This is a genomic window from Ornithinicoccus halotolerans, from assembly GCF_009602535.1.
Taxonomy (GTDB): domain Bacteria; phylum Actinomycetota; class Actinomycetes; order Actinomycetales; family Dermatophilaceae; genus Ornithinicoccus; species Ornithinicoccus halotolerans.
Window position 1 is genome coordinate 1 of the sequence record NZ_WIQI01000006.1, and the last position, 20,085, is coordinate 20,085.

At 72.0% G+C, this 20,085-nt stretch carries 22 protein-coding genes and 1 pseudogene; 10 read left to right on the forward strand and 13 right to left on the reverse strand.

Features of this window, described 5'->3' with window-relative positions; genetic code table 11:
* Both GFJ45_RS16230 and GFJ45_RS02500 read left to right on the forward strand, forming a co-directional pair.
* Positions 1 to 414 (forward strand): annotated as a pseudogene (locus GFJ45_RS16230) (DEDD exonuclease domain-containing protein); the annotation flags it as partial.
* 15 nt (positions 415 to 429) lie between these two features.
* Complete coding sequence (locus tag GFJ45_RS02500; protein ID WP_153393802.1) at positions 430 to 717, forward strand: Lrp/AsnC family transcriptional regulator; 288 nt, start codon at positions 430 to 432, stop codon at positions 715 to 717.
* Between the two features lie 37 nt (positions 718 to 754).
* Here the strand turns inward: GFJ45_RS02500 and trpD are convergent, their stop codons facing one another.
* Positions 755 to 1,819 (reverse strand): anthranilate phosphoribosyltransferase, encoded by a 1,065-nt coding sequence (gene trpD, locus GFJ45_RS02505; RefSeq protein WP_153393804.1) that lies wholly within the window; start codon positions 1,817 to 1,819, stop codon positions 755 to 757.
* Complete coding sequence (locus GFJ45_RS02510) at positions 1,816 to 2,238, reverse strand: PleD family two-component system response regulator (RefSeq protein WP_153393806.1); 423 nt, start codon at positions 2,236 to 2,238, stop codon at positions 1,816 to 1,818. Before GFJ45_RS02510 ends, trpD begins: the two co-directional genes overlap by 4 nt.
* A 90-nt stretch (positions 2,239 to 2,328) precedes the next feature.
* Here GFJ45_RS02510 and ctaE point away from each other — a divergent pair, with 90 nt between their 5' ends.
* The 6 genes from ctaE (at position 2,329) to GFJ45_RS02540 (ending at position 8,058) form a co-directional block, all read left to right on the forward strand.
* Positions 2,329 to 2,988: an aa3-type cytochrome oxidase subunit III gene (ctaE, locus tag GFJ45_RS02515; RefSeq protein WP_456093919.1), complete on the forward strand. Its 660-nt coding sequence runs from the start codon at positions 2,329 to 2,331 to the stop codon at positions 2,986 to 2,988.
* A gap of 10 nt (positions 2,989 to 2,998) precedes the next feature.
* Complete coding sequence (qcrC, locus tag GFJ45_RS02520; protein WP_194288473.1) at positions 2,999 to 3,808, forward strand: cytochrome bc1 complex diheme cytochrome c subunit; 810 nt, start codon at positions 2,999 to 3,001, stop codon at positions 3,806 to 3,808.
* Positions 3,809 to 4,891 carry a cytochrome bc1 complex Rieske iron-sulfur subunit gene (gene qcrA, locus GFJ45_RS02525; RefSeq protein WP_407670372.1) on the forward strand — a complete coding sequence of 361 codons (1,083 nt, stop codon included), beginning with the start codon at positions 3,809 to 3,811 and terminating at the stop codon, positions 4,889 to 4,891.
* On the forward strand, positions 4,891 to 6,654 hold the full coding sequence (gene qcrB / locus GFJ45_RS02530; RefSeq protein ID WP_153393810.1) for a cytochrome bc1 complex cytochrome b subunit: 1,764 nt from the start codon (positions 4,891 to 4,893) through the stop codon (positions 6,652 to 6,654). The genes qcrA and qcrB overlap by 1 nt, the downstream gene beginning before the upstream one ends.
* Positions 6,655 to 6,703: 49 nt before the next feature.
* The gene (locus tag GFJ45_RS02535) at positions 6,704 to 7,048 is read left to right on the forward strand and encodes a metallopeptidase family protein (RefSeq protein ID WP_153393812.1); all 345 of its coding nucleotides are present in this window, start codon (positions 6,704 to 6,706) and stop codon (positions 7,046 to 7,048) included.
* 80 nt (positions 7,049 to 7,128) lie between these two features.
* Positions 7,129 to 8,058: an SDR family oxidoreductase gene (locus GFJ45_RS02540; protein ID WP_153393814.1), complete on the forward strand. Its 930-nt coding sequence runs from the start codon at positions 7,129 to 7,131 to the stop codon at positions 8,056 to 8,058.
* 44 nt (positions 8,059 to 8,102) lie between these two features.
* On the opposite strand, the gene GFJ45_RS02545 is transcribed toward GFJ45_RS02540, so the two are convergent.
* The 9 genes from GFJ45_RS02545 to GFJ45_RS02585 all read right to left on the reverse strand — a co-directional run bounded on the left by GFJ45_RS02545 (position 8,103) and on the right by GFJ45_RS02585 (position 16,636).
* A complete protein-coding gene (locus GFJ45_RS02545) occupies positions 8,103 to 8,618 on the reverse strand; it encodes a ferritin (RefSeq protein ID WP_153393816.1) in 516 nt (171 codons plus the stop codon).
* Between the two features lie 108 nt (positions 8,619 to 8,726).
* Entirely contained in the window at positions 8,727 to 9,128 is a 402-nt protein-coding gene (locus GFJ45_RS02550) for a cytochrome c oxidase subunit 4 (RefSeq protein ID WP_153393818.1), read from the reverse strand.
* Positions 9,125 to 10,840 (reverse strand): aa3-type cytochrome oxidase subunit I, encoded by a 1,716-nt coding sequence (gene ctaD / locus GFJ45_RS02555; RefSeq protein ID WP_407670373.1) that lies wholly within the window; start codon positions 10,838 to 10,840, stop codon positions 9,125 to 9,127. Before ctaD ends, GFJ45_RS02550 begins: the two co-directional genes overlap by 4 nt.
* Positions 10,841 to 10,911: 71 nt before the next feature.
* Positions 10,912 to 11,826, reverse strand: coding sequence for an aa3-type cytochrome oxidase subunit II (gene ctaC / locus GFJ45_RS02560; protein ID WP_153393822.1), 915 nt, complete (start codon positions 11,824 to 11,826; stop codon positions 10,912 to 10,914).
* 40 nt (positions 11,827 to 11,866) lie between these two features.
* Positions 11,867 to 12,589: a leucyl/phenylalanyl-tRNA--protein transferase gene (aat, locus tag GFJ45_RS02565; protein WP_153393824.1), complete on the reverse strand. Its 723-nt coding sequence runs from the start codon at positions 12,587 to 12,589 to the stop codon at positions 11,867 to 11,869.
* Between the two features lie 156 nt (positions 12,590 to 12,745).
* Positions 12,746 to 13,120: a HesB/IscA family protein gene (locus tag GFJ45_RS02570; RefSeq protein ID WP_153393826.1), complete on the reverse strand. Its 375-nt coding sequence runs from the start codon at positions 13,118 to 13,120 to the stop codon at positions 12,746 to 12,748.
* Positions 13,121 to 13,269: 149 nt separating this feature from the next.
* Positions 13,270 to 14,454 carry a glycerate kinase gene (locus GFJ45_RS02575; RefSeq protein ID WP_153393828.1) on the reverse strand — a complete coding sequence of 395 codons (1,185 nt, stop codon included), beginning with the start codon at positions 14,452 to 14,454 and terminating at the stop codon, positions 13,270 to 13,272.
* Between the two features lie 12 nt (positions 14,455 to 14,466).
* Positions 14,467 to 15,624: a tryptophan--tRNA ligase gene (trpS, locus tag GFJ45_RS02580; RefSeq protein ID WP_153393830.1), complete on the reverse strand. Its 1,158-nt coding sequence runs from the start codon at positions 15,622 to 15,624 to the stop codon at positions 14,467 to 14,469.
* Positions 15,625 to 15,697: 73 nt separating this feature from the next.
* Positions 15,698 to 16,636 (reverse strand): glutathione S-transferase C-terminal domain-containing protein, encoded by a 939-nt coding sequence (locus GFJ45_RS02585; RefSeq protein ID WP_153393832.1) that lies wholly within the window; start codon positions 16,634 to 16,636, stop codon positions 15,698 to 15,700.
* 14 nt (positions 16,637 to 16,650) lie between these two features.
* On the opposite strand from GFJ45_RS02585, the gene eda reads away from it, so the two are divergent.
* Together eda and GFJ45_RS02595 are read left to right on the forward strand one after the other, a co-directional pair.
* Positions 16,651 to 17,298, forward strand: coding sequence for a bifunctional 4-hydroxy-2-oxoglutarate aldolase/2-dehydro-3-deoxy-phosphogluconate aldolase (gene eda / locus GFJ45_RS02590; RefSeq protein WP_153393834.1), 648 nt, complete (start codon positions 16,651 to 16,653; stop codon positions 17,296 to 17,298).
* A gap of 67 nt (positions 17,299 to 17,365) precedes the next feature.
* The gene (locus GFJ45_RS02595) at positions 17,366 to 18,136 is read left to right on the forward strand and encodes a GntR family transcriptional regulator (RefSeq protein WP_228386384.1); all 771 of its coding nucleotides are present in this window, start codon (positions 17,366 to 17,368) and stop codon (positions 18,134 to 18,136) included.
* A 246-nt stretch (positions 18,137 to 18,382) separates the two neighbouring features.
* On the opposite strand, the gene GFJ45_RS02600 is transcribed toward GFJ45_RS02595, so the two are convergent.
* Together GFJ45_RS02600 and GFJ45_RS02605 are read right to left on the reverse strand one after the other, a co-directional pair.
* Positions 18,383 to 19,033, reverse strand: a complete 651-nt coding sequence (locus GFJ45_RS02600; protein WP_194288474.1) for a transaldolase family protein — start codon at positions 19,031 to 19,033, stop codon at positions 18,383 to 18,385.
* Positions 19,030 to 20,055, reverse strand: coding sequence for a Gfo/Idh/MocA family protein (locus tag GFJ45_RS02605; protein WP_153393838.1), 1,026 nt, complete (start codon positions 20,053 to 20,055; stop codon positions 19,030 to 19,032). The genes GFJ45_RS02600 and GFJ45_RS02605 overlap by 4 nt, the downstream gene beginning before the upstream one ends.
* Positions 20,056 to 20,085 lie beyond the last annotated feature (30 nt).

Consider the following 20,085-nt stretch of genomic DNA (forward strand, 5'->3'; position numbering starts at 1 on the left):
GCGCAGGCGCCCGAGCTGACCGCGGCCCGCCGCCGCGACGGAGGCGGCTGGGAGGTGGTCTGCGTGCGGTACGGCAAGCTCGCCGGCACCACGGTCACCCCGCCGGGGGCGGACCCGATGCCGGCGATCGCCGCGATGCGCGCCAGCGCCGAGGCGGTGCCCCGGCCGTGCCCGCCGGCGCCGGCGACGCACCCGGAGGAGACCGAGCTGGTGCTGCGTTGGCTGGAGACGCCGGGCACCCGGCTGGTCGACCTGAGCGAGCCGTCGCTGCCGTGGACCTGCCCGGTCGGTGGTGCGGGCCGGGCACGGGCGGAGCTGGACCCGATGGCGCGCCACTGGGGCGAGGTCGAGCCGTTCGCCGACGCCGGTGTGGCACGCCCGCTGTCGCAGCCGCCCGGTGCGCTGGCCGGGTGACATAGGCTGGGGCTCGTGATTTCCGCCATCGTCATGATCAAGGCCGAGGTGGCCCGCATCCCCGAGGCCGCCCAGGAGATCGCCGAGATCGAGGGGATCAGCGAGGTCTACTCGGTCACCGGCAGCGTCGACCTCATCGCCGTGGCGCGGGTCGCCAGCCACGAGGACTTCCACGACGTGATCGCCGACCGGCTCAACAAGGTGGCGGGAGTGCTGGAGACCGACACCCACATCGCGTTCCGGACCTACTCCTCCGGTGACCTCGAGGCCGGCTTCGCGCTCGGCCTCGAGGACGGCGACTAGCCGCCCGTCCGCGGGCCCGCCGGGCCCAGCCGACCGGTCAGCCGGCGGTGGCCCTCCCCCAGCGCTGGAGGACCGAGGCGGCCGCGCCGGAGTCGATGGCGTCGGCGGCGCGCTCGATGCCCTCGCCCAGTCGCCGGTGCAGGTCCTCGCTGCCGCTGGGCACCTCGTCGGCCTCCCCGGCCTGCACCAGCGCCAGCGCCAGCCCGGTGTTGAGCAGCACCGCCTCGCGCACCGGTCCGGTCTCACCGTCGAGCAGCCGGCGGGCGACCTGGGCGTTGTGGGCCGCGTCGGCGCCCCGCAGCGCGGACAGCGGATATGGCCCGATGCCCACCCGCGCGGGGTCCACCTCCGCGGTGACCAGCTCGCCGCCGTGGGTCCACCACAGCCGGCTGGTGGTGCTCGGGGTGATCTCGTCCAGCCCGTCGTCCCCCCGGAACACGACCGCGGTGCGACCCCGTCCGGCGAACACGCCCGCGATGAGGGGCGCCATCCGCGGGTCGGCGACCCCGACGGCGGCGTAGCGCGGCTGCCCCGGGTTGGTCAGCGGCCCCAGGAAGTTGAAGACCGTCGGCACGCCCAGCTCGCGGCGCACCGAGCCGGCGTGCCGCATCGAGGGGTGGAAGGTCTGCGCGAAGCAGAACGTCAGCCCCACGTCGTGCAGCACCTGCTCCACCCGCACCGGCTCCAGGTCCAGCCGCAGGCCCAGCGCCTCGAGGACGTCCGCCGACCCCGAGGAGGAGGACGCCGCCCGGTTGCCGTGCTTGACGACCCGGACCCCGGCCCCGGCCGCGACCACGGAGGACATGGTGGAGATGTTGACGGTGTGGGCACGGTCACCGCCGGTGCCCACGATGTCCAGAGCCGGGCCCTCGACCTGGAAGCGGCGCGCGTGGGCGAGCATGGTGTCGGCCAGCCCGCGCATCTCCTGCACGGTCTCCCCCTTGGCGCGCAGCGCGGTGAGGAACCCGGCGATCTGCACCGGGGTGGCCAGCCCGGACATCACCTGGTCCATCGCCCAGCCGGCGTCCTCGGTGGACAGGTCGGTGCCGGCGAGGAGCCGGCTGAGCACGTCCGGCCAGGTGGTGGCGGACGCGTCGGTCACGAGCGTGCCAGCCGGGCGACCGCCTCCGCCACGGCCGTGTGGTCCAGCGGGTGGGTCACCACGGCGTCAGCCTGCGACCAGGCGGCCAGCCAGCCGTCCTCCCGGCGTCCGATGAGCACCAGGACCGGCGGGCACTCGAACAGCTCGTTCTTCAGCTGGCGGCACAGCCCGAGCCCGCCGTAGGGCTGGGCCTCGCCGTCGAGGACGAGGACGTCGTAGTGGTTGCTCTCGTCCTTGACCGCCATCTCCACCATCGTGGGGGTGGCCACCTCGTGCCACTCCTCGACCTCCACGTCCGGAGCGGGCCGGGTACCCACCGCGAAGCGCACCGCGTCGCGCGTCGTGCGGTCGTCGCTGAACAGCAGGACCCGGATCCGACGAGTCTCGGTGGGCTGCCCGGTCGTGGTGGAAACGGTCATGCGCACGATGGTACCTACCTGCGGGAACACCCGACGCGCGGCCGGAAGGGTCGGTGTCCGCGCCGCTCCCCCGTAGGCCATAATGGCTGCGTGGCGACGACTTCAGCAGCGACAGCCGACTCACTGCCCGTGGGGGTTGCGCCGGCGCAAGGGCCGGTCACCAGACCGAACATGACCTCGGTGGGCACCATCGTGTGGCTGGCCAGCGAGATCATGTTCTTCGCCGGCCTGTTCGCGATGTACTTCACGATCCGCGCGATCTCCCCCGAGCTGTGGGCCGAGCGCACCGAGATGCTGAACTTCCCGTTCGCGCTGGCCAACACCACGGTGCTGGTGATCTCCTCGATCTGGTGCCAGCTGGGCGTCTTCAAGGCCGAGGCCGGCGTCCCGGCCCGCACCGGTTCGCTGCTGAACGTCGCCTCCTGGGGGATGCGCGAGTGGTACGTGCTCACCTACATCTTCGGATCGGTGTTCGTCGCCGGCCAGGTCTGGGAGTACGCCGAGCTGATCCGCGAGGGCGTCACCCTCGCTTCCGACGCCTACGGGTCGGTCTTCTACATGACGACCGGCTTCCACGGCCTGCACGTCACCGGTGGCCTGCTGGCGTTCCTGCTCATTATCGGGCGCAGCTTCACCGCGAAGCGCTACACGCACGCCCAGACCACCGGGGCGGTGGTCACGTCGTACTACTGGCACTTCGTCGACGTGGTCTGGATCGCCCTGTTCCTGACGATCTACGTGGTGAAGTGAGGACGACCGAGTGACTAAGCTCCCCGCGCTCCGGCGCAGCCCGATCGCCCTCGTGGTGCTGCTCCTGCTGGGCCTGACCATGACCGGCACGGCCTATGCCGCCTTCAAGCCGGCCGCCCCGGTCAACCCGATGGAGCAGGCGGCCAACGCCTCTGAGGAGGACATCGAGACCGGCCGCAAGCTGTTCCTGGCCAACTGCGCCTCCTGCCACGGCACCAACGCCCAGGGCAACGGCACCGCCGGCCCCTCGCTGGTGGGCGTGGGCGCGGCGGCCGTGGACTTCCAGGTCAGCACCGGGCGGATGCCGCTGGCCGAGCCGGGCGTCCAGGCGCCCCGCAATGCCCGCGCGGTGAACTTCTCCGAGGAGGAGATCTACCAGATGGCGGCGTTCGTGCACTCTCTCGGCCCGGGCCCGGACGTGCCCGAGCCGGAGTACCTCGACGCCTCGCAGGGTGACCCGGCCAACGGCGGCAAGCTGTTCCGCACCAACTGCGCCATGTGCCACAACTCCTCCGGCTCCGGTGGGGCGCTGACCCGCGGCAAGTACGCCCCGGACCTGATGAACGTCACGCCGGCCCACATCTACGAGGCGATGCAGACCGGACCGCAGTCGATGCCGGTCTTCAACGACGACAACATCACCCCCGAGGAGAAGCGCGACGTCATCGCCTTCATCAAGGACATCGAGGAGGGCGGTAGCAGCTACGGCGGGCACAGCCTGGGCTCCCTCGGCCCGGCCGGTGACGCCTTGTTCGTGTGGACCTTCGGCATCGCGTTGATCATCGGCGCGGCGGTCTGGCTCGGAAGGAAGGCGTCCTGAGTGAGCAACCTGCCTGACACCCCGCACGGGACGGCGGTCCCGGCGACGACGGAGGGACACTCCGACCGCTCCCTCGCGGTGCCGGACCGGTTCGAGAACCCGGGGATGCCCCCGCACGCGCCGCGGCGAGCCGACGTGGACCCGCGGGCGGCCAAGCGGGCCGAGCGCCAGGTCGCGAGCCTGTTCCTGCTGTCGATCCTGGGGACGCTGGGCTTCCTGGTGGCCTACTTCGCCATCGACCCCGAGGCCCGCGGTCACGTGCCCGGCATCGGCCTGATGAGCCTCTACCACTTGGCGTTGGGCCTCACGCTGGCGATCTCGCTGCTGGGGATCGGCTTCGGCGCCGTGCACTGGGCCAAGACCCTCATGCCTGGCGAGGAGATCGCCGAGGAACGGCACCCGCAGCGCTCCGACGAGGAGACCAGGGACGCCGCGGCGCAGATCTTGTCCGACGGCTACCGCGGTGCCCAGCTGCACCGGCGCCCGCTGCTGCTGTTCACCGCCGGGGGCGCGCTGGCGCTGTTCGCGCTGCCGCTGGCGGTGCAGGTGGTCGGCGGTCTCGGCCCGCTGCCGGGTGACCGGCTCGCCCGCACCCACTGGCGCCAGGGCACCCGGCTGATGGTGGACCCGGCCGGGACGCCGATCCGGCCCGAGCACGTCACCCAGGGCTCGGTGTTCCACGTCATGCCCGAGGGCTTCGTGGGCGAGGAGGCCGAGCACGAGCTCGACGCCGACGAGCTGCTCGTCGCCAAGGGCAAGGACTCCGTCATCCTGGTCCGGCTCAACCCCGAGGACATCCGGAGCCAGAAGGAGCTCGACTGGGGCTACGAGGGCATCGTGGCCTACTCCAAGGTCTGCACCCACGTGGGCTGCCCGGTGGCGCTGTACGAGCAGCAGACGCACCACCTGCTGTGCCCGTGCCACCAGTCGACGTTCGACATGACCGATGACTGCAAGGTGATCTTCGGTCCCGCCAAGCGACCGCTGCCGCAGCTGCGGATCTCGGTCGACGAGGAGGGCTACCTGCAGGCCGAGGGTGACTTCGAGGAGCCCGTCGGCCCGAGCTACTGGGAGCGTGGCTGATGACGACGACCCGAGTGCCCCAGGGCGCGGACCACCTGCGCAGGCATGGCAGGACCACCGCTGGCGCGCCCCCCACCAAGCCCACCCTGCCGCCGGGAGTCGGCTGGGCCGACGAGCGGGTCGGCGCGGCCAAGGGCATGCGGTTCCTGCTCAACAAGGTGTTCCCGGACCACTGGTCGTTCCTGCTGGGCGAGATCGCGATGTACTCGATGATCATCTGCCTGATCACCGGGACGTTCCTGACCTTCTGGTTCGTGCCCTCGATGGGCCACACCGTCTACGACGGGCAGTACGCCCCGCTGCAGGGCGTCGGGATGAGCGAGGCCTACAAGTCCACCCTGGACATCTCCTTCGAGATCAAGGGCGGGCTGCTGATCCGGCAGCTGCACCACTGGGCGGCGCTGCTGTTCATCGTCGGCATCGCGCTGCACATGGCACGGGTGTTCTTCACCGGCGCCTTCCGCAAGCCCCGCGAGATCAACTGGGTCATCGGGACGGTGCTGTCGCTGCTGGCCGTCATCGAGGGCTTCGCCGGTTACTCGCTGCCGGACGACCTGCTCTCCGGCACCGGCATCCGCGCCATGGCCGGCTTCATGCAGTCGGCGCCGGTCATCGGCACCTACATGACGTTCATGGTCTTCGGCGGCGAGTTCCCCGGTGAGCTGATCATTCCCCGGCTCTACATCGCCCACGTGCTGCTGCTGCCGGCGCTGCTCGTCGGGCTGTTCACGCTGCACATCATGCTGGTCGTGGTGCACAAGCACACCCAGTACCCCGGCCCCGGCCGCACCAACGACAACGTCGTCGGGTTCCCGCTGCTGCCGGTGTACACGGCCAAGGCCGGCGGATTCTTCTTCATCGTGTTCGGCATGACCGCGCTCATCTCGGCGTTCGTGGCGATCAACCCGGTGTGGGTGTTCGGGCCCTACGACCCGACCCAGGTCACCGCCGGCTCCCAGCCCGACTTCTACATGTGGTTTTCCGACGGCGCGCTGCGGCTGCTCCCCGGCTGGCTGGAGTTCACCGTCTTCGGCACCACGTGGAGCTTCAACATCTTCCTGGGGTCGCTGCTGCTGCTGCCGCTGGTGTGGACGATCGCGGGCGTCTACCCGTTCGTGGAGCAGTGGATCACCGGCGACAAGCGCGAGCACCACATCCTGGACCGGCCGCGCAACAACCCGGTCCGCACCGCGGTCGGCGTCGCGGCGATCTCGATGTACACGGTGCTGGCGCTGGCGACGGTGAACGACATCCTGGCGATCAAGCTCAACCTGTCCATCAACGACATCACGATCGCCTTCCGGACGCTGTTCTTCGTGGCCCCGGTGGTGAGCTTCTGGATCACCAAGCGGCTCTGCCTGGCGCTGCAGCGCGCCGACCGCGACAAGGTCCTGCACGGCCGCGAGGCCGGCATCATCATGCGCTCGGCCGAGGGGCGGTTCGAGGAGGAGCACGAGGAGCTCGACCCCTACACCCGCTGGCCGCTGGTGCAGTACGAGCCCATCCGGCCGCTGTCGCTCACCGAGGGTCCGGACGTCAACGAGCGCGGCGTCAGCCGGCGTCGGCAGATGACGCACCGGCTGCGCCGGTCCATGTCGGACTTCTACTTCGCCGACCGCGTCGAGCCGGTCACCCCGGCCGAGCTGGCCGCGGCGCACCACCACGGCGAGCAGGAGGCGATCGAGGCCATCGAGCAGCACAGCGACCCGGTCAACGCCATCCCGGGCGAGGTGCCGCACGGGCGGCACCACGACGATCACTGAGCCACCACACGCAGCGGGCGGCCCGGAGCACCCGGACCGCCCGCTGCCCATGTCGGTGGCGGAGTTCGAGGCAGCCGTCGCCGACGCCCTCGACACCGTCCCGCAGCAGCTGCTCGGCCTGATGGACAACGTGGTGTTCCTCGTCGAGGAGGAACCCCCGGAGACCGAGGAGCCGGACCTGCTCGGCCTCTACGACGGCACCCCGCTCACCGACCGCGACGCCACCTGGGGCGGCACCCTCCCTGACCGGATCCTCATCTTCCGCGGGCCGACGCTGCGGATGTGCCAGGACCGGGAGGAGGTCGTCGAGGAGGTCGCCGTCACCGTGGTGCACGAGATCGCCCACCATTTCGGCATCGACGACGCGCGGCTGCACGAGCTGGGCTGGGACTGACCGGTCGGCTGCTCCCGCGCTCCTGCCGCACGCCTGCGACTGCGGATGCGGGCTCCTGCCCCGCACGCTAGACAGGAGCCATGACGACACCAGAGCGCAGTGATGACGACGTGCTCGTTCCCGAGATCGTGCGCAACGCCGAGCGGCTCGCCAACGAGCAGGGTGGGTTCCCCGCCCAGGAGCAGCAGCCCCCGGGCCTGACCGGCCGCATGGAGCCGCTGCCCGACCACGGCGAGTCCTCCTACACCGGCCACGACCGGCTGGCCGGCCTGCGTGCCCTCATCACCGGCGGTGACTCCGGCATCGGCCGGGCAGTGGCGATCGCCTACGCCCGGGAGGGTGCGGACGTCGCCGTCAACTACCTGCCCGAGGAGCAGAAGGACGCCGAGGAGACCGCCCAGTGGGTCGAGAAGGCCGGGCGCAAGGCTGTCCTGGTCCCCGGGGACCTGCGGGAGGAGGAGACCTGCCAGCAGGTCGCCCAGCAGGCCGTGGAGGGGCTGGGCGGCATCGACGTGCTCGTGAACAACGCCGGCTTCCAGATGGCCCGCACCACGGGGCTGGAGGAGCTGCGCAGTGAGGACATGGACCGCGTCTTCAAGACCAACCTGTACGCCATGTTCTGGCTCACCAAGGCAGTGCTGCCGCACCTGCACAAGGGCGCCAGCGTCATCAACGTCAGCTCCATCCAGGCCTTCGAGCCCTCCCCCACGCTGCTGGACTACGCCAGCACCAAGGCCGCGATCAACAACTTCACCGTCAACCTGGCCGCCACCGTCGGCGAGCGCGGGGTGCGTGTCAACGCGGTGCTGCCCGGCCCGATCTGGACGCCGCTGCAGCCGGCGACCCAGGACGGCGAGAAGCTGGAGAAGTTCGGCGGGGACACCCCGATCGGCCGCGCCGGGCAGCCCGCCGAGCTAGCGGGGGCGTTCGTGTTCCTCGCCTCCCCCAGGGAGGCCAGCTACGTCTCCGGCACCGTCGTGGGCGTCACCGGCGGCAAGCCGGTGTTCTGAGCCGGCCGGGCCCGGCGGCCGGCGCAGCCGCCGGGCCCGCCCGCTCACTCGGAGCCGTCTCGGCCGCCCCCGCCGCGTCCCGCGAGGTCGGCGTCCAGCCGCAGCAGCCCGGCGCCGTCGCTGCCGATCAGCGCCAGCCGGCCGAGGATCTCCGAGACCGTGGCCTCCTCCTCGATCTGCTCGTCGATGAACCAGTGCAGCAGCGGCATCGAGTCGATGTCTCCCTCGGACTGCGCCTGCCGGTAGAGGTTGCGAATCGACTCCGAGACCTTCTCCTCGTGGGCCAGCGAGGCCCGGAACACGTCCTGCACGGAGTCGCCGAGGTTGGTGGGTGCCTCGATGGCGCCGATCTGCGGGCTGCCGCCCCGGTCGGTGACGTGGCTGATGAAGCGCCCCGCGTGGTCGCGCTCCTCGTTGGACTGGTGGCGCATCCACCCGGCCATGCCGGGCAGGCCTTGGCCGTCGAGGATGACCGCCAGCTGGAGGTAGACGATGCTGGACTCCAGCTCCAGCGTGATCTGCTCGGAGAAGGTCTTCAGGAGCGTGTCGCTGAGTCTCATGGGCCCGACGGTAGTGCGCTGCCGACCCGGGCACCAGCAAGGGTTGGCGAACCTCACTGAGGCTCGCCAACCCTTACTGACCAGCGGGGACGCCCCGGCCGGTGAACGTCAGACGGCCTTGTCGCCCTTGAAGTACTCCATCGTCCAGCCGACGGTGGCGATCGCCGTGAAAGGAACCGCGATGATGACCATCCACCAGCCCACGGCCAGGCCCAGGAACACCACGGCACTGCCCAGCCCGAGCCAGAGCGGCCACCACGAGTAGGGGCTGAAGAACCCGTACGGACCCTCCTGGTCGGAGATCTCCCCGTGCGGGTTGTCATCGGGGCGCGGGTCCAGCCGCCGCGCGGTCATCCACAGGTAGACCGCGATGAAGGCCGGGAAGATCGCCGCCAGCGCCAGTCCCGTCATCCCGACCCACTCGTTCCAGCCGGTGAAGTGGCCGTAGATGTAGGTGACCACCACGAAGAACGGGACGAACCAGGCCCACATCTTGATCTCGGTCCTCATCGCCGACCCTCCTCGCTGTGACCCTCGCGGCCGCCGGAGTCGGTCCCGGTCTGGCCGGCGGGATCAGTCTCCGGACCGCCCAGCAGCTCCTCCATCACGTTCTTGTCAGGTTCAGGCGACTCCATGGTTGCCACGTCCGGGTGGTGCAGGTCGAACGCGGGGCGCTCGGAGCGGATCCGCGGGATGGTGACGAAGTTGTGTCGCGGGGGTGGGCAGGAGGTCGCCCACTCCAGGCCACCGCCGTAGCCCCACGGGTCGTCCACCTGGATCTTGGGCGTCTTGAAGCTCGCCCAGACGTTCCACAGGAACGGCACCATCGAGGCACCCAGCAGGAACGAGGAGACGGTGCTCAGCTGGTTCATCCAGGTGAAGCCCTCTCCGACCATGTAGTCGGCGTAGCGGCGGGGCATACCGGCGGCGCCCAGCCAGTGCTGGATGAGGAAGGTGCCGTGGAAGCCGAGGAACAGCATCCAGAAGTGCAGCTTCCCGATCCCCTCGTGCAGCATGTGCCCGGTGAGCTTCGGCCACCAGAAGTAGAAGCCGGCGAACATCGCGAACACCACGGTGCCGAACACGACGTAGTGGAAGTGCGCGACGACGAAGTAGGTGTCGGTCAGGTGGAAGTCCAGGGCCGGGCTGGCCAGGATCACGCCGGTGAGACCGCCGAAGAGGAAGGTCACCAGGAACCCGACCGCCCACAGCATCGGGGTCTCGAAGGACAGCTTCCCGCCCCACATGGTGCCGATCCAGTTGAAGAACTTGATGCCGGTGGGCACCGCGATCAGCATCGACATGATCGCGAAGAACTCCAGCAGCACCGCACCGGTGGCGTACATGTGGTGGGCCCAGACCGTGGCCGACAGCGCGCCGATGGTGACCGTGGCGAAGACCAGCGTCTTGTAGCCGAACAGCGGCTTGCGGCTGAAGACGGGGATGATCTCGGTGATGATCCCGAAGAACGGCAGTGCGATGATGTAGACCTCGGGATGGCCGAAGAACCAGAACAGGTGCTGCCACAGCATCGCTCCCCCGTTGGAGGGATCGAAGACGTGCGCGCCGAACATCCGGTCGGCGGCCATGCCGAACAGGGCGGTGGCCAGCACCGGGAACACCATGATCACCAGGAGCGAGGTGATCAGCACGTTCCAGGTGAACATCGGCATCCGGAACATCGTCATGCCGGGCGCGCGCATGCACATGATGGTGGTGATGAAGTTGACCGCGCCCATGATGGTGCCGAAGCCGGACAGCGCCAGCCCCATCACCCACAGGTCACCGCCCAGGCCGGGGCTGTGCGCGGCCCCCGACAGCGGTTGGTAGGCGAACCAGCCGAACGAGGCCGCGCCGCCCGGGGTCAGGAAGCCGGCCATGACGATCATGCCGCCGAACAGGTACAGCCAGTAGGCGAGCATGTTCAGCCGCGGGAACGCCACGTCCGGGGCGCCGATCTGCAGCGGCATCAGCGCGTTCGCGAACCCGGCGAACAGCGGTGTCGCGAACAGCAGCAGCATCACCGTGCCGTGCATGGTGAACATCTGGTTGAACTGCTCGGGGTTGTCCACGACGTCCAGCCCCGGGGTGAACAGCTCGGCGCGGATGATCAGCGCCATCGCGCCGGCGAGCATGAAGAAGATCACCGACGTCACGAAGTAGAGGTTGCCGATGACCTTGTGGTCGGTGGTGGTGAGCACCTTCACCGCCAGCGAGCCCATCGACTCCTTGCGCGGGCTCCGGGGAGGCTCGTCCACGCGGCCACGGGTCTCCGGCCCGACGATGGTGGCCATCAGTCCTCCTGCCTCTGCTCCGGCGGGACCCGGTTCAGGTCCTCGTCGAACTCGTCCCCGAACGGGTCCTTGTAGTAGTCGTACTGATTCAGCTCGCTGCCCAGCAGCCCGTCGTGGCCGGACTGGCGCTGCTGCTCGATGAACGCCTGGTACTCCTCCTGGGAGACCACCTCGACCTCGAAGAGCATCTGCGCGTGGTAGGCGCCGCACAGCTCGGCGCACTTGCCGGTGTAGCGCCCCTCCTCGGTGGTGGTCACCTGGAAGGTGTTGATCCGGCCGGGCATCACGTCCAGCTTCTGCAGGAACTGGGGGACGAAGAAGGAGTGGATGACGTCGCGCGCGGTCAGCACGAACTCCACCCGGCTGTCGACCGGCAGCACCATCGTGGGCAGCGTCTCCCGCAGCCCCGGCTCGCCCTTGCTCAGGTCGATCGCCTGGGTCCCGGTGACGTGCACGTCCTCGTTGAGGTAGTTGAAGTCCCAGGACCACTTCTTGCCGACGACGTTGACGATGACGTCGGGCTCCTCGTCGTGGTGCAACTGGGCGTTCTGCAGCTCAACGGTCTTGCCGAAGAGCACCGCCACCATGAGCACCGGGACGATCGTGTAGAGGATCTCCAGCGGCACGTTGTAGCGCACCTGGGTCGGCAGCTCGGTGTCGTGCTCGCGGCGCCGGTAGGCCACCAGGCACCACAGGATCAGCCCCCACACGACGACGCCCACGCCCAGCGCGGCGATCCAGGTGCCGTTCCAGAAGGCGATGGTGTCGGGCCCGATCTCGGTGACCGGCTCGGGTAGGTAACCGCGCTGCAGCTGGGCGCCGCACCCGGACAGCAGCAGGGCCGCTGCGACCGCGGCCGCGACCAGGGAGAATCTCCTGGTGCGCCGGGGGGCACGCTCAACGGGCCGTGGCAATGCACACCTCACCTTCAGGCCTGACAGGACACCGAGAACTCTACCTCGCCCCCCGGGGCATGCGCGGTGTGGGTGGCTCCTGCGTGGCACCCGACCAGACCTGCGGCAGCGGCTGCTGCAGGGCCGCCCCCAGCAGCTGCAGGTAGCGGCTGCGCGGCACCTCCCGGACCCCCAGCGAGCCCAGGTGCCGGGTGTGCCACTGCACGTCCACCAGCCACCGGTCCCCCAGCTCTGCCTCCAGCAGCCGCACCAGCCCCACCAGCGCCGCCTTGGACGCGTCTGTGGCGTGGTGGAACATCGACTCCCCTGCGAACAGCCCGCCGATCGCGATCCCGTAGAGCCCGCCGACCAGCCGGCCGTCCTGCCAGCTCTCCACCGAGTGCGCCCAGCCGAGCTCGTGCAGCCGCGCGTAGGCGCCGCCGACGGCGGGCGTGATCCACCGACCAGGCCGGGAGGGGTCGGCGCAGCCGGCCACCACCTGGCCGAACGCGGTGTCCACCCGGGTCTCGAAGCGGGACCGGGTGCGGCGCAGCGAGCGGCTCACGTGCAGGTCCCCGGGCAGCAGCACCCCGCGCGGGTCCGGGGACCACCAGCCCATCGGCGGCCCGCCGTGCCTGCCCACCCCCATGGGGAACAGCCCGGCCCGGTAGGCGGCCAGCAGCGTGCCCGGCTCCAGGTCGGCGCCCACGCCGACCAGGTCCTCCCCCGGAACGGCGCGCTCCAGGCTGAGGTCCCACGCGGTCGGCAGCGGCTCGAGCGGCATGGCCGGTCAGCCCCGCTCGGGCGGCCGTGCCCGGCAGTGCCCGCGGGCCGTGCCGGCGGAGGTGCTCACGTGCGCAAACTATCGCGGCCGGGCCTCCGATGAGACCCGGCCGCGGTGTGCCGTGGCGGCGGCGGGTGGCGACCCGCCGGTCGTGGCTCAGCCGAAGCTGTCGCCGCAGGCGCAGGAGCTGCCCGCGTTGGGGTTGTCGATGGTGAAGCCCTGCTTCTCGATGGTGTCGGCGAAGTCGATGGTGGCGCCATCGAGGTAGGGCGCGCTCATCCGGTCGACGACGACCTCCACCCCGTTGAAGTCGGCGAGCAGGTCACCGTCCAGGGTGCGCTCGTCGAAGTACAGCTGGTAGATCAGGCCGGAGCAGCCGCCGGGCTGCACGCCGACCCGCAGCCGCAGGTCGTCGCGGCCTTCCTGTTCCAGCAGGCTCTTGACCTTCTCGGCGGCCAGGTCGGTGAGGACGACGCCGTGGCCGGCGTCGCTCGGTGCCTGCGTGGTGGTCGGGCTGTCCTGAAGGCTCATCGCGCTGCGTCCTGTCCTCTCGGGAGTGCTGCGTGCAGGCAACGCCTCGTCGGCGCGCCGTTGTTCCCACGCACCAGCGTACGCCCCGGGAGCAGGTGCTCCCACATGGCGGCACCGGCAGCGCTGGAACCGGCTGGGTCAGCCCGGGCTCACCCGCGTGGGGGCGGCGACCAGGTACGGGCCACCCGGGCGGCCAGGTCCTCCCAGTCCTCGCCGTCGCGGGCGCCGTAGGAGCCGGACACCCCGAGCGACATCCCCTCCCGCCGGCCCACCTCCACCGAGCGGGCCAGCACCACGGTGGGGGCGGCGGCGTCCAGGGCGGCGTGCGCCACCTCGGGCACGACTCCCTCGTGGACGCTGCGCCAGTCGTAGGAGGGGGTGCCGATGACCACGAGCGAGCCGCGGAGAAGGGCCGGCAGCCCGGCCGCCTCCAGCACCAGCCGCGCCCCCGGGACCCGCCGGGCGCCGAGCAGCAGCAGACCGTAGCCGACGCCGCCGCCGACACCGGCCGAGGGCTCCCGCTCCGGCCGCAGCCGACGCCCGGTCAGCAGGTCGTGCCGCGGCGGCAGCACCGCCGAGACGCGCTCGACGAGCCGGCCGGTGCGCTGCTCCAGCTCCTGGGTGGTGACCGGGTCGACGCCGTGCTCGCTGCCGAGCGCCGCGCTCGCACCGTGGAAGCCCAGCAGCGGCAGCTCGGTCGCCGCCGCGAGCACCAGCTCGGTGCCGAGCAGGTCCTCGCGCACGGCCTCCAGGTCGGCGAGGTCGGCCCCCGCCCCGAGCGCCTGCAGCAGGCCCAGCCCGCCGTCGTGGCAGGCGAGGTCGCCCACGCCCACGACGATGCGGGTGGCGCCGGCGTCCCGCGCGGCGGCGACCAGCTCGCCCACCCCGCGGCTGGTCAGCGCGCCCGGGTCCGCGAGCCGGTCGGGACCCACCAGGTGCCGGCCGGCGGCGTGGGCCGCCTCCAGGTAGGCGGTGCGTCCCGCCCCGTTGCGGTGGTCCCGCAGCAGCATCTCGGCCGGGACGGGGTCACCGGTCGGCCCGGTCACCACGACCGCCTGCGGCGGCGCGGGCAGCGGGGTCTCCAGCGCCGACCGCTCGGCCTCGGCTGCCGGTTCGGCCGCTGGCGCCTCCGCCGGCGGACCGCCCGCGGCGTCGGGTCCTGGCGTGAGGGCGGCGCCCAGCGCGGTGAGGAACCCTGGCCCGCCGTCGGACAGCAGCCGGGCGGTGACGGTGTCGTGGCCGGCCTGCCGGCGCCAGCCGCGGGCCAGGCCGGTGAGGGCCTGCTGCCCTTCCAGCGGGTCGGCGAACGGGCCGACCGCCATCACCACGCGCACGCCGGACCGTCCTCAGGCGTGGTAGCGCATCTGCATCGCCTGCCGCACCTCGTCGAGGGTGGCCTCGGCGATCTCGTTGGCGCGGGCGTTGCCGCGGGCCAGCACGTCCTCCAGGTAGCCGGGGTCGGCCACCAGCTCGGCGCGGCGGGCGCGGATCGGGGCGAAGTGCTCGTTGACCGCCTCGGTGGCGACCCGCTTCAGGGTGCCGCCCCCGCCGTCGCCCACCTCGGCCGCTACCTCGTGCGGGTCGCGCCCGGAGGCCAGCGCGGCCAGCAGCACCAGGTTGGACACCTCCGGCCGGTTCTCCGGGTCGTAGGTGATGTGCCGGTCGGCGTCGGTGACCGCCTTCTTGAGCCGGGCGGCGGTGGTGTCGGCGTCCATGCCGATCTCGATGGTGTTGCCCCGGGACTTGCTCATCTTGTGCCCGTCGGTGCCCAGCAGGCTGGCCGCCTGCGACAGCAGCACCTCGGGGGCGCGGAAGACGGGCCGGTCGGCCCACACCCGGCCGTAGCGCTCGTCGAACCGGCGGGCGACCACCCGGGCCTGCTCGACGTGCGGCACCTGGTCCTTGCCGACCGGCACCAGGTTGGCCTTGCAGAACAGGATGTCGGCGGCCTGGTGCACCGGGTAGGTGAGCAGCAGCCCGGACATCGGGCGGCCGCCGGTGGCGTCGTACTCGGCCTTGACGGTGGGGTTGCGCCGCAGCTCGGAGTCGGTGACCACGGACAGGAACGGCAGCATCAGCTGGTTCAGCGCCGGCACCGCCGAGTGCGCGAAGATCGTGGTCCGCTCCGGGTCCAGCCCGACGGCCAGGTAGTCGGCCAGCAGCGAGTAGACCCGCTCCCGGATCGGGCCGACCCCGTCCCGGTCAGTGATGACCTGGTAGTCGGCGATCAGCACGAACGTCTCGACGCCGCGGCGCTGCAGCTGCACCCGGTTGGCGAGGGTGCCGAAGTAGTGGCCCAGGTGCAGGTGCCCGGTCGGCCGGTCACCGGTCAGCACCCGGAACCGGCCCGGGTCGGTGTCGATCTCGGTCTCGATCTGGGCCGACCGTGCCACCGTGCGCGCCAACGAGGCGGCCGAGGTCGACTCGGCGAGCGCGTCGCCGTCCTCGTCGGGGCGCTGGGCGTCCGTCGGTGTCACCGAGGGTGGGCTGGTGTCGGTCGTCATGACGGCGACGATGGTACGCCACCGGCCGGCACGCCCGCGACGACCGTGGCCCCGGAGCCCGCCGGCCCGGCCGCTACACCAGCGGCGGCACCTGCTCCCCCGGCGGGACCGGTCCCGGCGGGGTGCCGTCGCCGAACGGCGTGCCGCCCAGCTCCTCCCGGCCGTGCGCGCTGAGCCAGCCACGCGGGTCCGGCCCGGCCGGCACCACCCCGGTGGGGTTGATGTCGCGGTGCACCTCGTAGTAGTGCCGCTTGATGTGGTCGAAGTTGACCGTGTCGCCGAACCCGGGCGTCTGGAACAGGTCACGCGCGTAGCCCCACAACGCGGGCATCTCGGTCAGCTTCTGCCGGTTGCACTTGAAGTGGCCGTGGTAGACGGCGTCGAACCGCACCAGCGTCGTGAACAGCCGGATGTCGGCCTCGGTGATGTGGTCCCCGACCAGGTAGCGGCGGGTGGACAGCCGCTCCTCCAGCCAGTCCAGCCGGTCCCACAGCTGGTGGTAGGCCCGCTCATAGGAGTCCTGCTGGCCGGCGAACCCGCACCGGTAGACGCCGTTGTTGACGTCCTCGTAGACCCGCTGGGCCACGTCGTCGATCTCCTCGCGCCACTGCTGCGGGTACAGCTCGGGCGCGCCGTCCCGGTGGAAGGCGGTCCACTGCGTGGCGAAGTCCTCGGTGAGCTGCCGGAAGTGGTTGGTGACCACCTGGCCGGTGGTGGTGTCCACGATCGCCGGCACCGTCACCCCGGGCCGGTAGCCGTCCGGGCGCGCCTCGTAGGCGTCCTTGAGCCGTGGGATGCCCAGCACCGGGTCGACGCCGCCGGGGTCCAGGTCGGGCGGCTGGTCGAGGCGGGCAGCCGAGCCCCCCACCCCGACGACGGGCCGGCCGGGGTCGGCACCGGCGACCACACCGCCCTGCTGCGCCGGCTCGGCCTGGCCGCTGAGGCGCGGCAGCAGGACGGGGCCGACGACACGGGCCACCATGGCACCCACCACCTGCCCGAACCCGACCATCGGAGGACGACGCGATGACCACTCACCCCACCATTCCCACCACCGGCGCCGAGCTGATGCGCGTCAGCCCGGTCATCCCCGTCGTCGTGCTGCACGACGCCGACGCCGCCGTCCCGCTCGCGCAGGCGCTGTGCCGCGGCGGCATCGGGATGATCGAGGTCACCCTGCGCACCGACGCCGGCATGGACGCCATCGAGCGGATCGCGGCCGAGGTGCCCGACATCATCGTCGGCGCCGGAACCGTGCTGGACCCCGCGCAGGCGTGGGAGGCCGCGCGCCGGGGCGCCCAGTTCCTGGTCACCCCCGGTAGCCCGGGCGCGCTGACGGACGCCGCGATCGGCACCGGCCTCGCCGTGCTCGCGGGGGCCAGCACACTCACCGAGATGATGACGCTGCGCGAGAAGGGCATCCTCGCCCAGAAGTTCTTCCCGGCCGAGGCCGCCGGCGGCTCGCGCTACCTGCAGGCCGTGCACGGCCCGCTGCCCGGCCTGGAGTTCTGCCCGACCGGCGGCGTCACCGCCGACAACGCCGGCGACTACCTCGCCCTGCCGAACGTGGTCTGCGTCGGGGGCTCCTGGCTGACGCCGGACGACGCCGTGGCCGAGGGCGACTGGGACCGGATCCAGCAGCTGGCAGCCGAGGCCGCCGCGCTAGGAGGCTGATGTGACCGCGGACGGCACACCCGGACCGTCCAGACCGGACGGCCCGGTCTCGGGACCGATCCCCGCGGTGATCGACCGCAGCTCCCCGGTGCCGTACTACCACCAGCTCAAGGAGATCCTGCGCGCCCAGGTGACCAGCGGTCAGCTGCGCCCCGGCGACCAGCTCGACGGGGAGCACGTGCTCTGCGAGCGCTACGGGGTGTCCCGGACCGTGGTGCGGCAGGCGCTGACCGACCTGCAGCGCGAGTCGGTGCTGGACCGGCGCAAGGGCCGCGGGACGTTCGTGGCCCCCGTGCGCACCTCACAGAGCTTGGTGCAGTCCCTTAACGGGCTGTGGGAGGACGTGCAGTCGATGGGCCGCACGCTGCGCAGCGAGGTGCGCCGACTGGAGGTGGTGCCGGCCGACGCCGACGTCGCCCACCGGCTGCAGCTGGTCCCGGAGAGCCCGGTCGTGCAGCTGGAGCGGCTGCGCTTCGTCGACGACGAGCCGTGGGTGCACACCGTCAGCCACGTGCCCGAGGCGATCGCACCGGACCTGGTCGGCCAGGACCTCACCGAGCAGAGCCTCTACCACCTGCTGCGGGACCGCTACGGCCACGAGGTGATGCGCAGCGAGCGGGTGGTGGAGGCCCGCAGCGCGGACCCGAAGCTGGCCCGCGACCTGCAGGTCTCCGCCGGCGACCCCGTGCTGGCGCTGGTCAACGTCACCTACGACCAGGACGACCTGGCGATCGAGACGTTCGTGGCCTTCCACCGCGCCGACCGGTCCCGGTTCGAGGTCAGCCTCGCCCGCTCCGCCCAGGGACAGCCGGCGCGGCCGATCGTCCGACTGGTCTGAGGCCACCTGGAACCGGCCGGGCTCGACAGGCCCGGCCGCGACCGTCAGCGGCCTGCTCGCACCGGAGCGACCTCACGTGGTGAGCAAGGCGCGCGAGTGGCGGCGCGTTGACGCCCCACGGGCCGGATCCGGTGAGCGAGGCGGACGAGTGTGCAGTTGCTCACGCGCCCAGGCACCGGGACGCGGGAGGAACTCCCCAGCTGCCGGGTCGCTCCCCGTCCGGCCGCGCCACTGGCGACGGCGCTGCTACCGGGCGGCCGCCTGGGCGGCGTCCGCCTCGAAGGCGGTGACTGCCTGCTCGGTCAGCTCGTCCTGCACCACGGCCCGGGCCACCGCCGCGCCCAGCGTGAAGTCAGGGACGCCGGCGGCCGCCAGCGTCGTCACGTCGTCCAGCGACCGCAGCGATGCCGCCAGGATGCGGGTCGGCTCGCTGCCGATCGCCTGCTGCATGGCCACCACCGACTCCACGCCGCGGCGACCCGCGTCCGTCATCCGGCCGACGTAGGGGGCCACGCCCTGGATGCCCAGGTCGCGGGCGGCGACCCCCTGGACCGGGTGGTAGACGGCGGTGAGCAGCACCTCGGCACCGTCGGCGACCAGCTGCTTGGCCGCGGCGAACCCGGCGGACGTCGCCGGCACCTTCACCACCAGCGGGCCGAGCGCGGCGAGCTGCCCGGCCGAGGCCAGCATCTCGGCGGTGGAGGTGCCGAGCACCTGCGCGTAGACGCGGGGCACGCCAAGCTCGGCGGTCAGCCACCGGTAGAGGCCCGGCAGGTCGGCCTGCCCCAGCCCGGAGCGCGCCAGGATGGTCGGGTTCGTGGTGACGCCGGCGAACGCGCCGGAGGGCCACAGCTCGGCCAGCAGCTCCCGGTCCGCGGAGTCGATGTAGAGGCTCACGCCCGGCCCTCCGTCCCGGCGCCGGGCAGCCCGGCGGCCTCGGCGATCCGCTCCACGGTGCGCACGGTCCGCACCGTGGTGTCCCAGTCCCGTGCGCCGGAGCCAGCGCCGGCACCGGCGACCGCCTCGGCGAAGGCGGCGACCTCGGCGGCGTACTGGTCGCCGGGCACCTGCTCCTCGCTGCGCTCGCCGTCGCGCTCCAGCACCAGCGTGCCGGCGCCCTCGAGCTGCCGGTCGGCCCGGAACGCGTCGGTCAGTGACAGCCGCCCGCGCGTGCCCAGCACGGTCGCGGTGTTGGTGAACGGCACGTCGAAGCTGCAGTCCAGCGAGGCCACCACGTCGCCGTAGCGCAGGCTGGCCGACAGCCGACGGTCCACGCCGCTACCGGCGTCGGGCTCGCCGGCGCCCTCCCGGACGGCCACCGCGCGCACCTCGTCCGGCTCCGCGTCGAGCAGCGTGCCGAACAGGTCCACCGGGTAGCAGCCCAGGTCCCGCAGGCTGCCGCCGCCCAGGTCGGCCCGGAGCCGGATGTCGGGTTCGGAGGTCCGCTCGAGGGCGAAGTGCAGCCGCGCCTGCAGCGCCACGACGTCCCCCACGGCGCCGTCGGCGATGAGCTCGCGCACCCGCGCCAGCTGCGGGTGGTGGCGGTACATGAAGGCCTCGGCCACGTGGACACCGGCGCCGCGCGCGGCCTCCTCGACCCGGGCCAGCTCGGCGCTGCTGAGCACGATCGGCTTCTCGCACAGCACGTGCTTGCCCGCGGTGGCCGCGGCCTCGGTCCAGGCCGCGTGGGCGGCGTTGGGCAGTGGCACGTAGACCGCCTGCACCTCGGGATCGGCCAGCAGCTCCTCGTGGGATCCGTAGTGGCGCCCGATCCCCGCCGCGGCGGCGAACTCGGCGGCACGGCCGCTGGCGCTGCTGACGGCGACCACCTCGCCGGTGCCGCTGCGCTGGATGGCGGGCACGACCTGTTCGCGGGCGATCCGGGCAGCCCCCAGGACTCCCCACTTCAGCGACGCCATGAGCACCTCCGTCGGCTCGGGCGGGCAGGA

What these genes read in the sequence shown, in the direction of transcription:
- qcrB (WP_153393810.1), top strand. Translation starts at nt 4,891, where the DNA reads ATGACGACGACCCGAGTGCCCCAGGGCGCGGACCACCTGCGCAGGCAT.
- ctaD (WP_407670373.1), bottom strand. Translation starts at nt 10,840, where the DNA reads ATGGGCTCGCTGGCGGTGAAGGTGCTCACCACCACCGACCACAAGGTC.
- eda (WP_153393834.1), top strand. Translation starts at nt 16,651, where the DNA reads ATGACCACTCACCCCACCATTCCCACCACCGGCGCCGAGCTGATGCGC.
- GFJ45_RS02535 (WP_153393812.1), top strand. Translation starts at nt 6,704, where the DNA reads ATGTCGGTGGCGGAGTTCGAGGCAGCCGTCGCCGACGCCCTCGACACC.
- GFJ45_RS02550 (WP_153393818.1), bottom strand. Translation starts at nt 9,128, where the DNA reads ATGAGGACCGAGATCAAGATGTGGGCCTGGTTCGTCCCGTTCTTCGTG.
- GFJ45_RS02540 (WP_153393814.1), top strand. Translation starts at nt 7,129, where the DNA reads ATGACGACACCAGAGCGCAGTGATGACGACGTGCTCGTTCCCGAGATC.
- GFJ45_RS02545 (WP_153393816.1), bottom strand. Translation starts at nt 8,618, where the DNA reads ATGAGACTCAGCGACACGCTCCTGAAGACCTTCTCCGAGCAGATCACG.
- GFJ45_RS02510 (WP_153393806.1), bottom strand. Translation starts at nt 2,238, where the DNA reads ATGACCGTTTCCACCACGACCGGGCAGCCCACCGAGACTCGTCGGATC.
- trpS (WP_153393830.1), bottom strand. Translation starts at nt 15,624, where the DNA reads ATGACGACCGACACCAGCCCACCCTCGGTGACACCGACGGACGCCCAG.
- GFJ45_RS02605 (WP_153393838.1), bottom strand. Translation starts at nt 20,055, where the DNA reads ATGGCGTCGCTGAAGTGGGGAGTCCTGGGGGCTGCCCGGATCGCCCGC.
- GFJ45_RS02570 (WP_153393826.1), bottom strand. Translation starts at nt 13,120, where the DNA reads ATGAGCCTTCAGGACAGCCCGACCACCACGCAGGCACCGAGCGACGCC.
- aat (WP_153393824.1), bottom strand. Translation starts at nt 12,589, where the DNA reads ATGCCGCTCGAGCCGCTGCCGACCGCGTGGGACCTCAGCCTGGAGCGC.
- GFJ45_RS02585 (WP_153393832.1), bottom strand. Translation starts at nt 16,636, where the DNA reads ATGGTCGGGTTCGGGCAGGTGGTGGGTGCCATGGTGGCCCGTGTCGTC.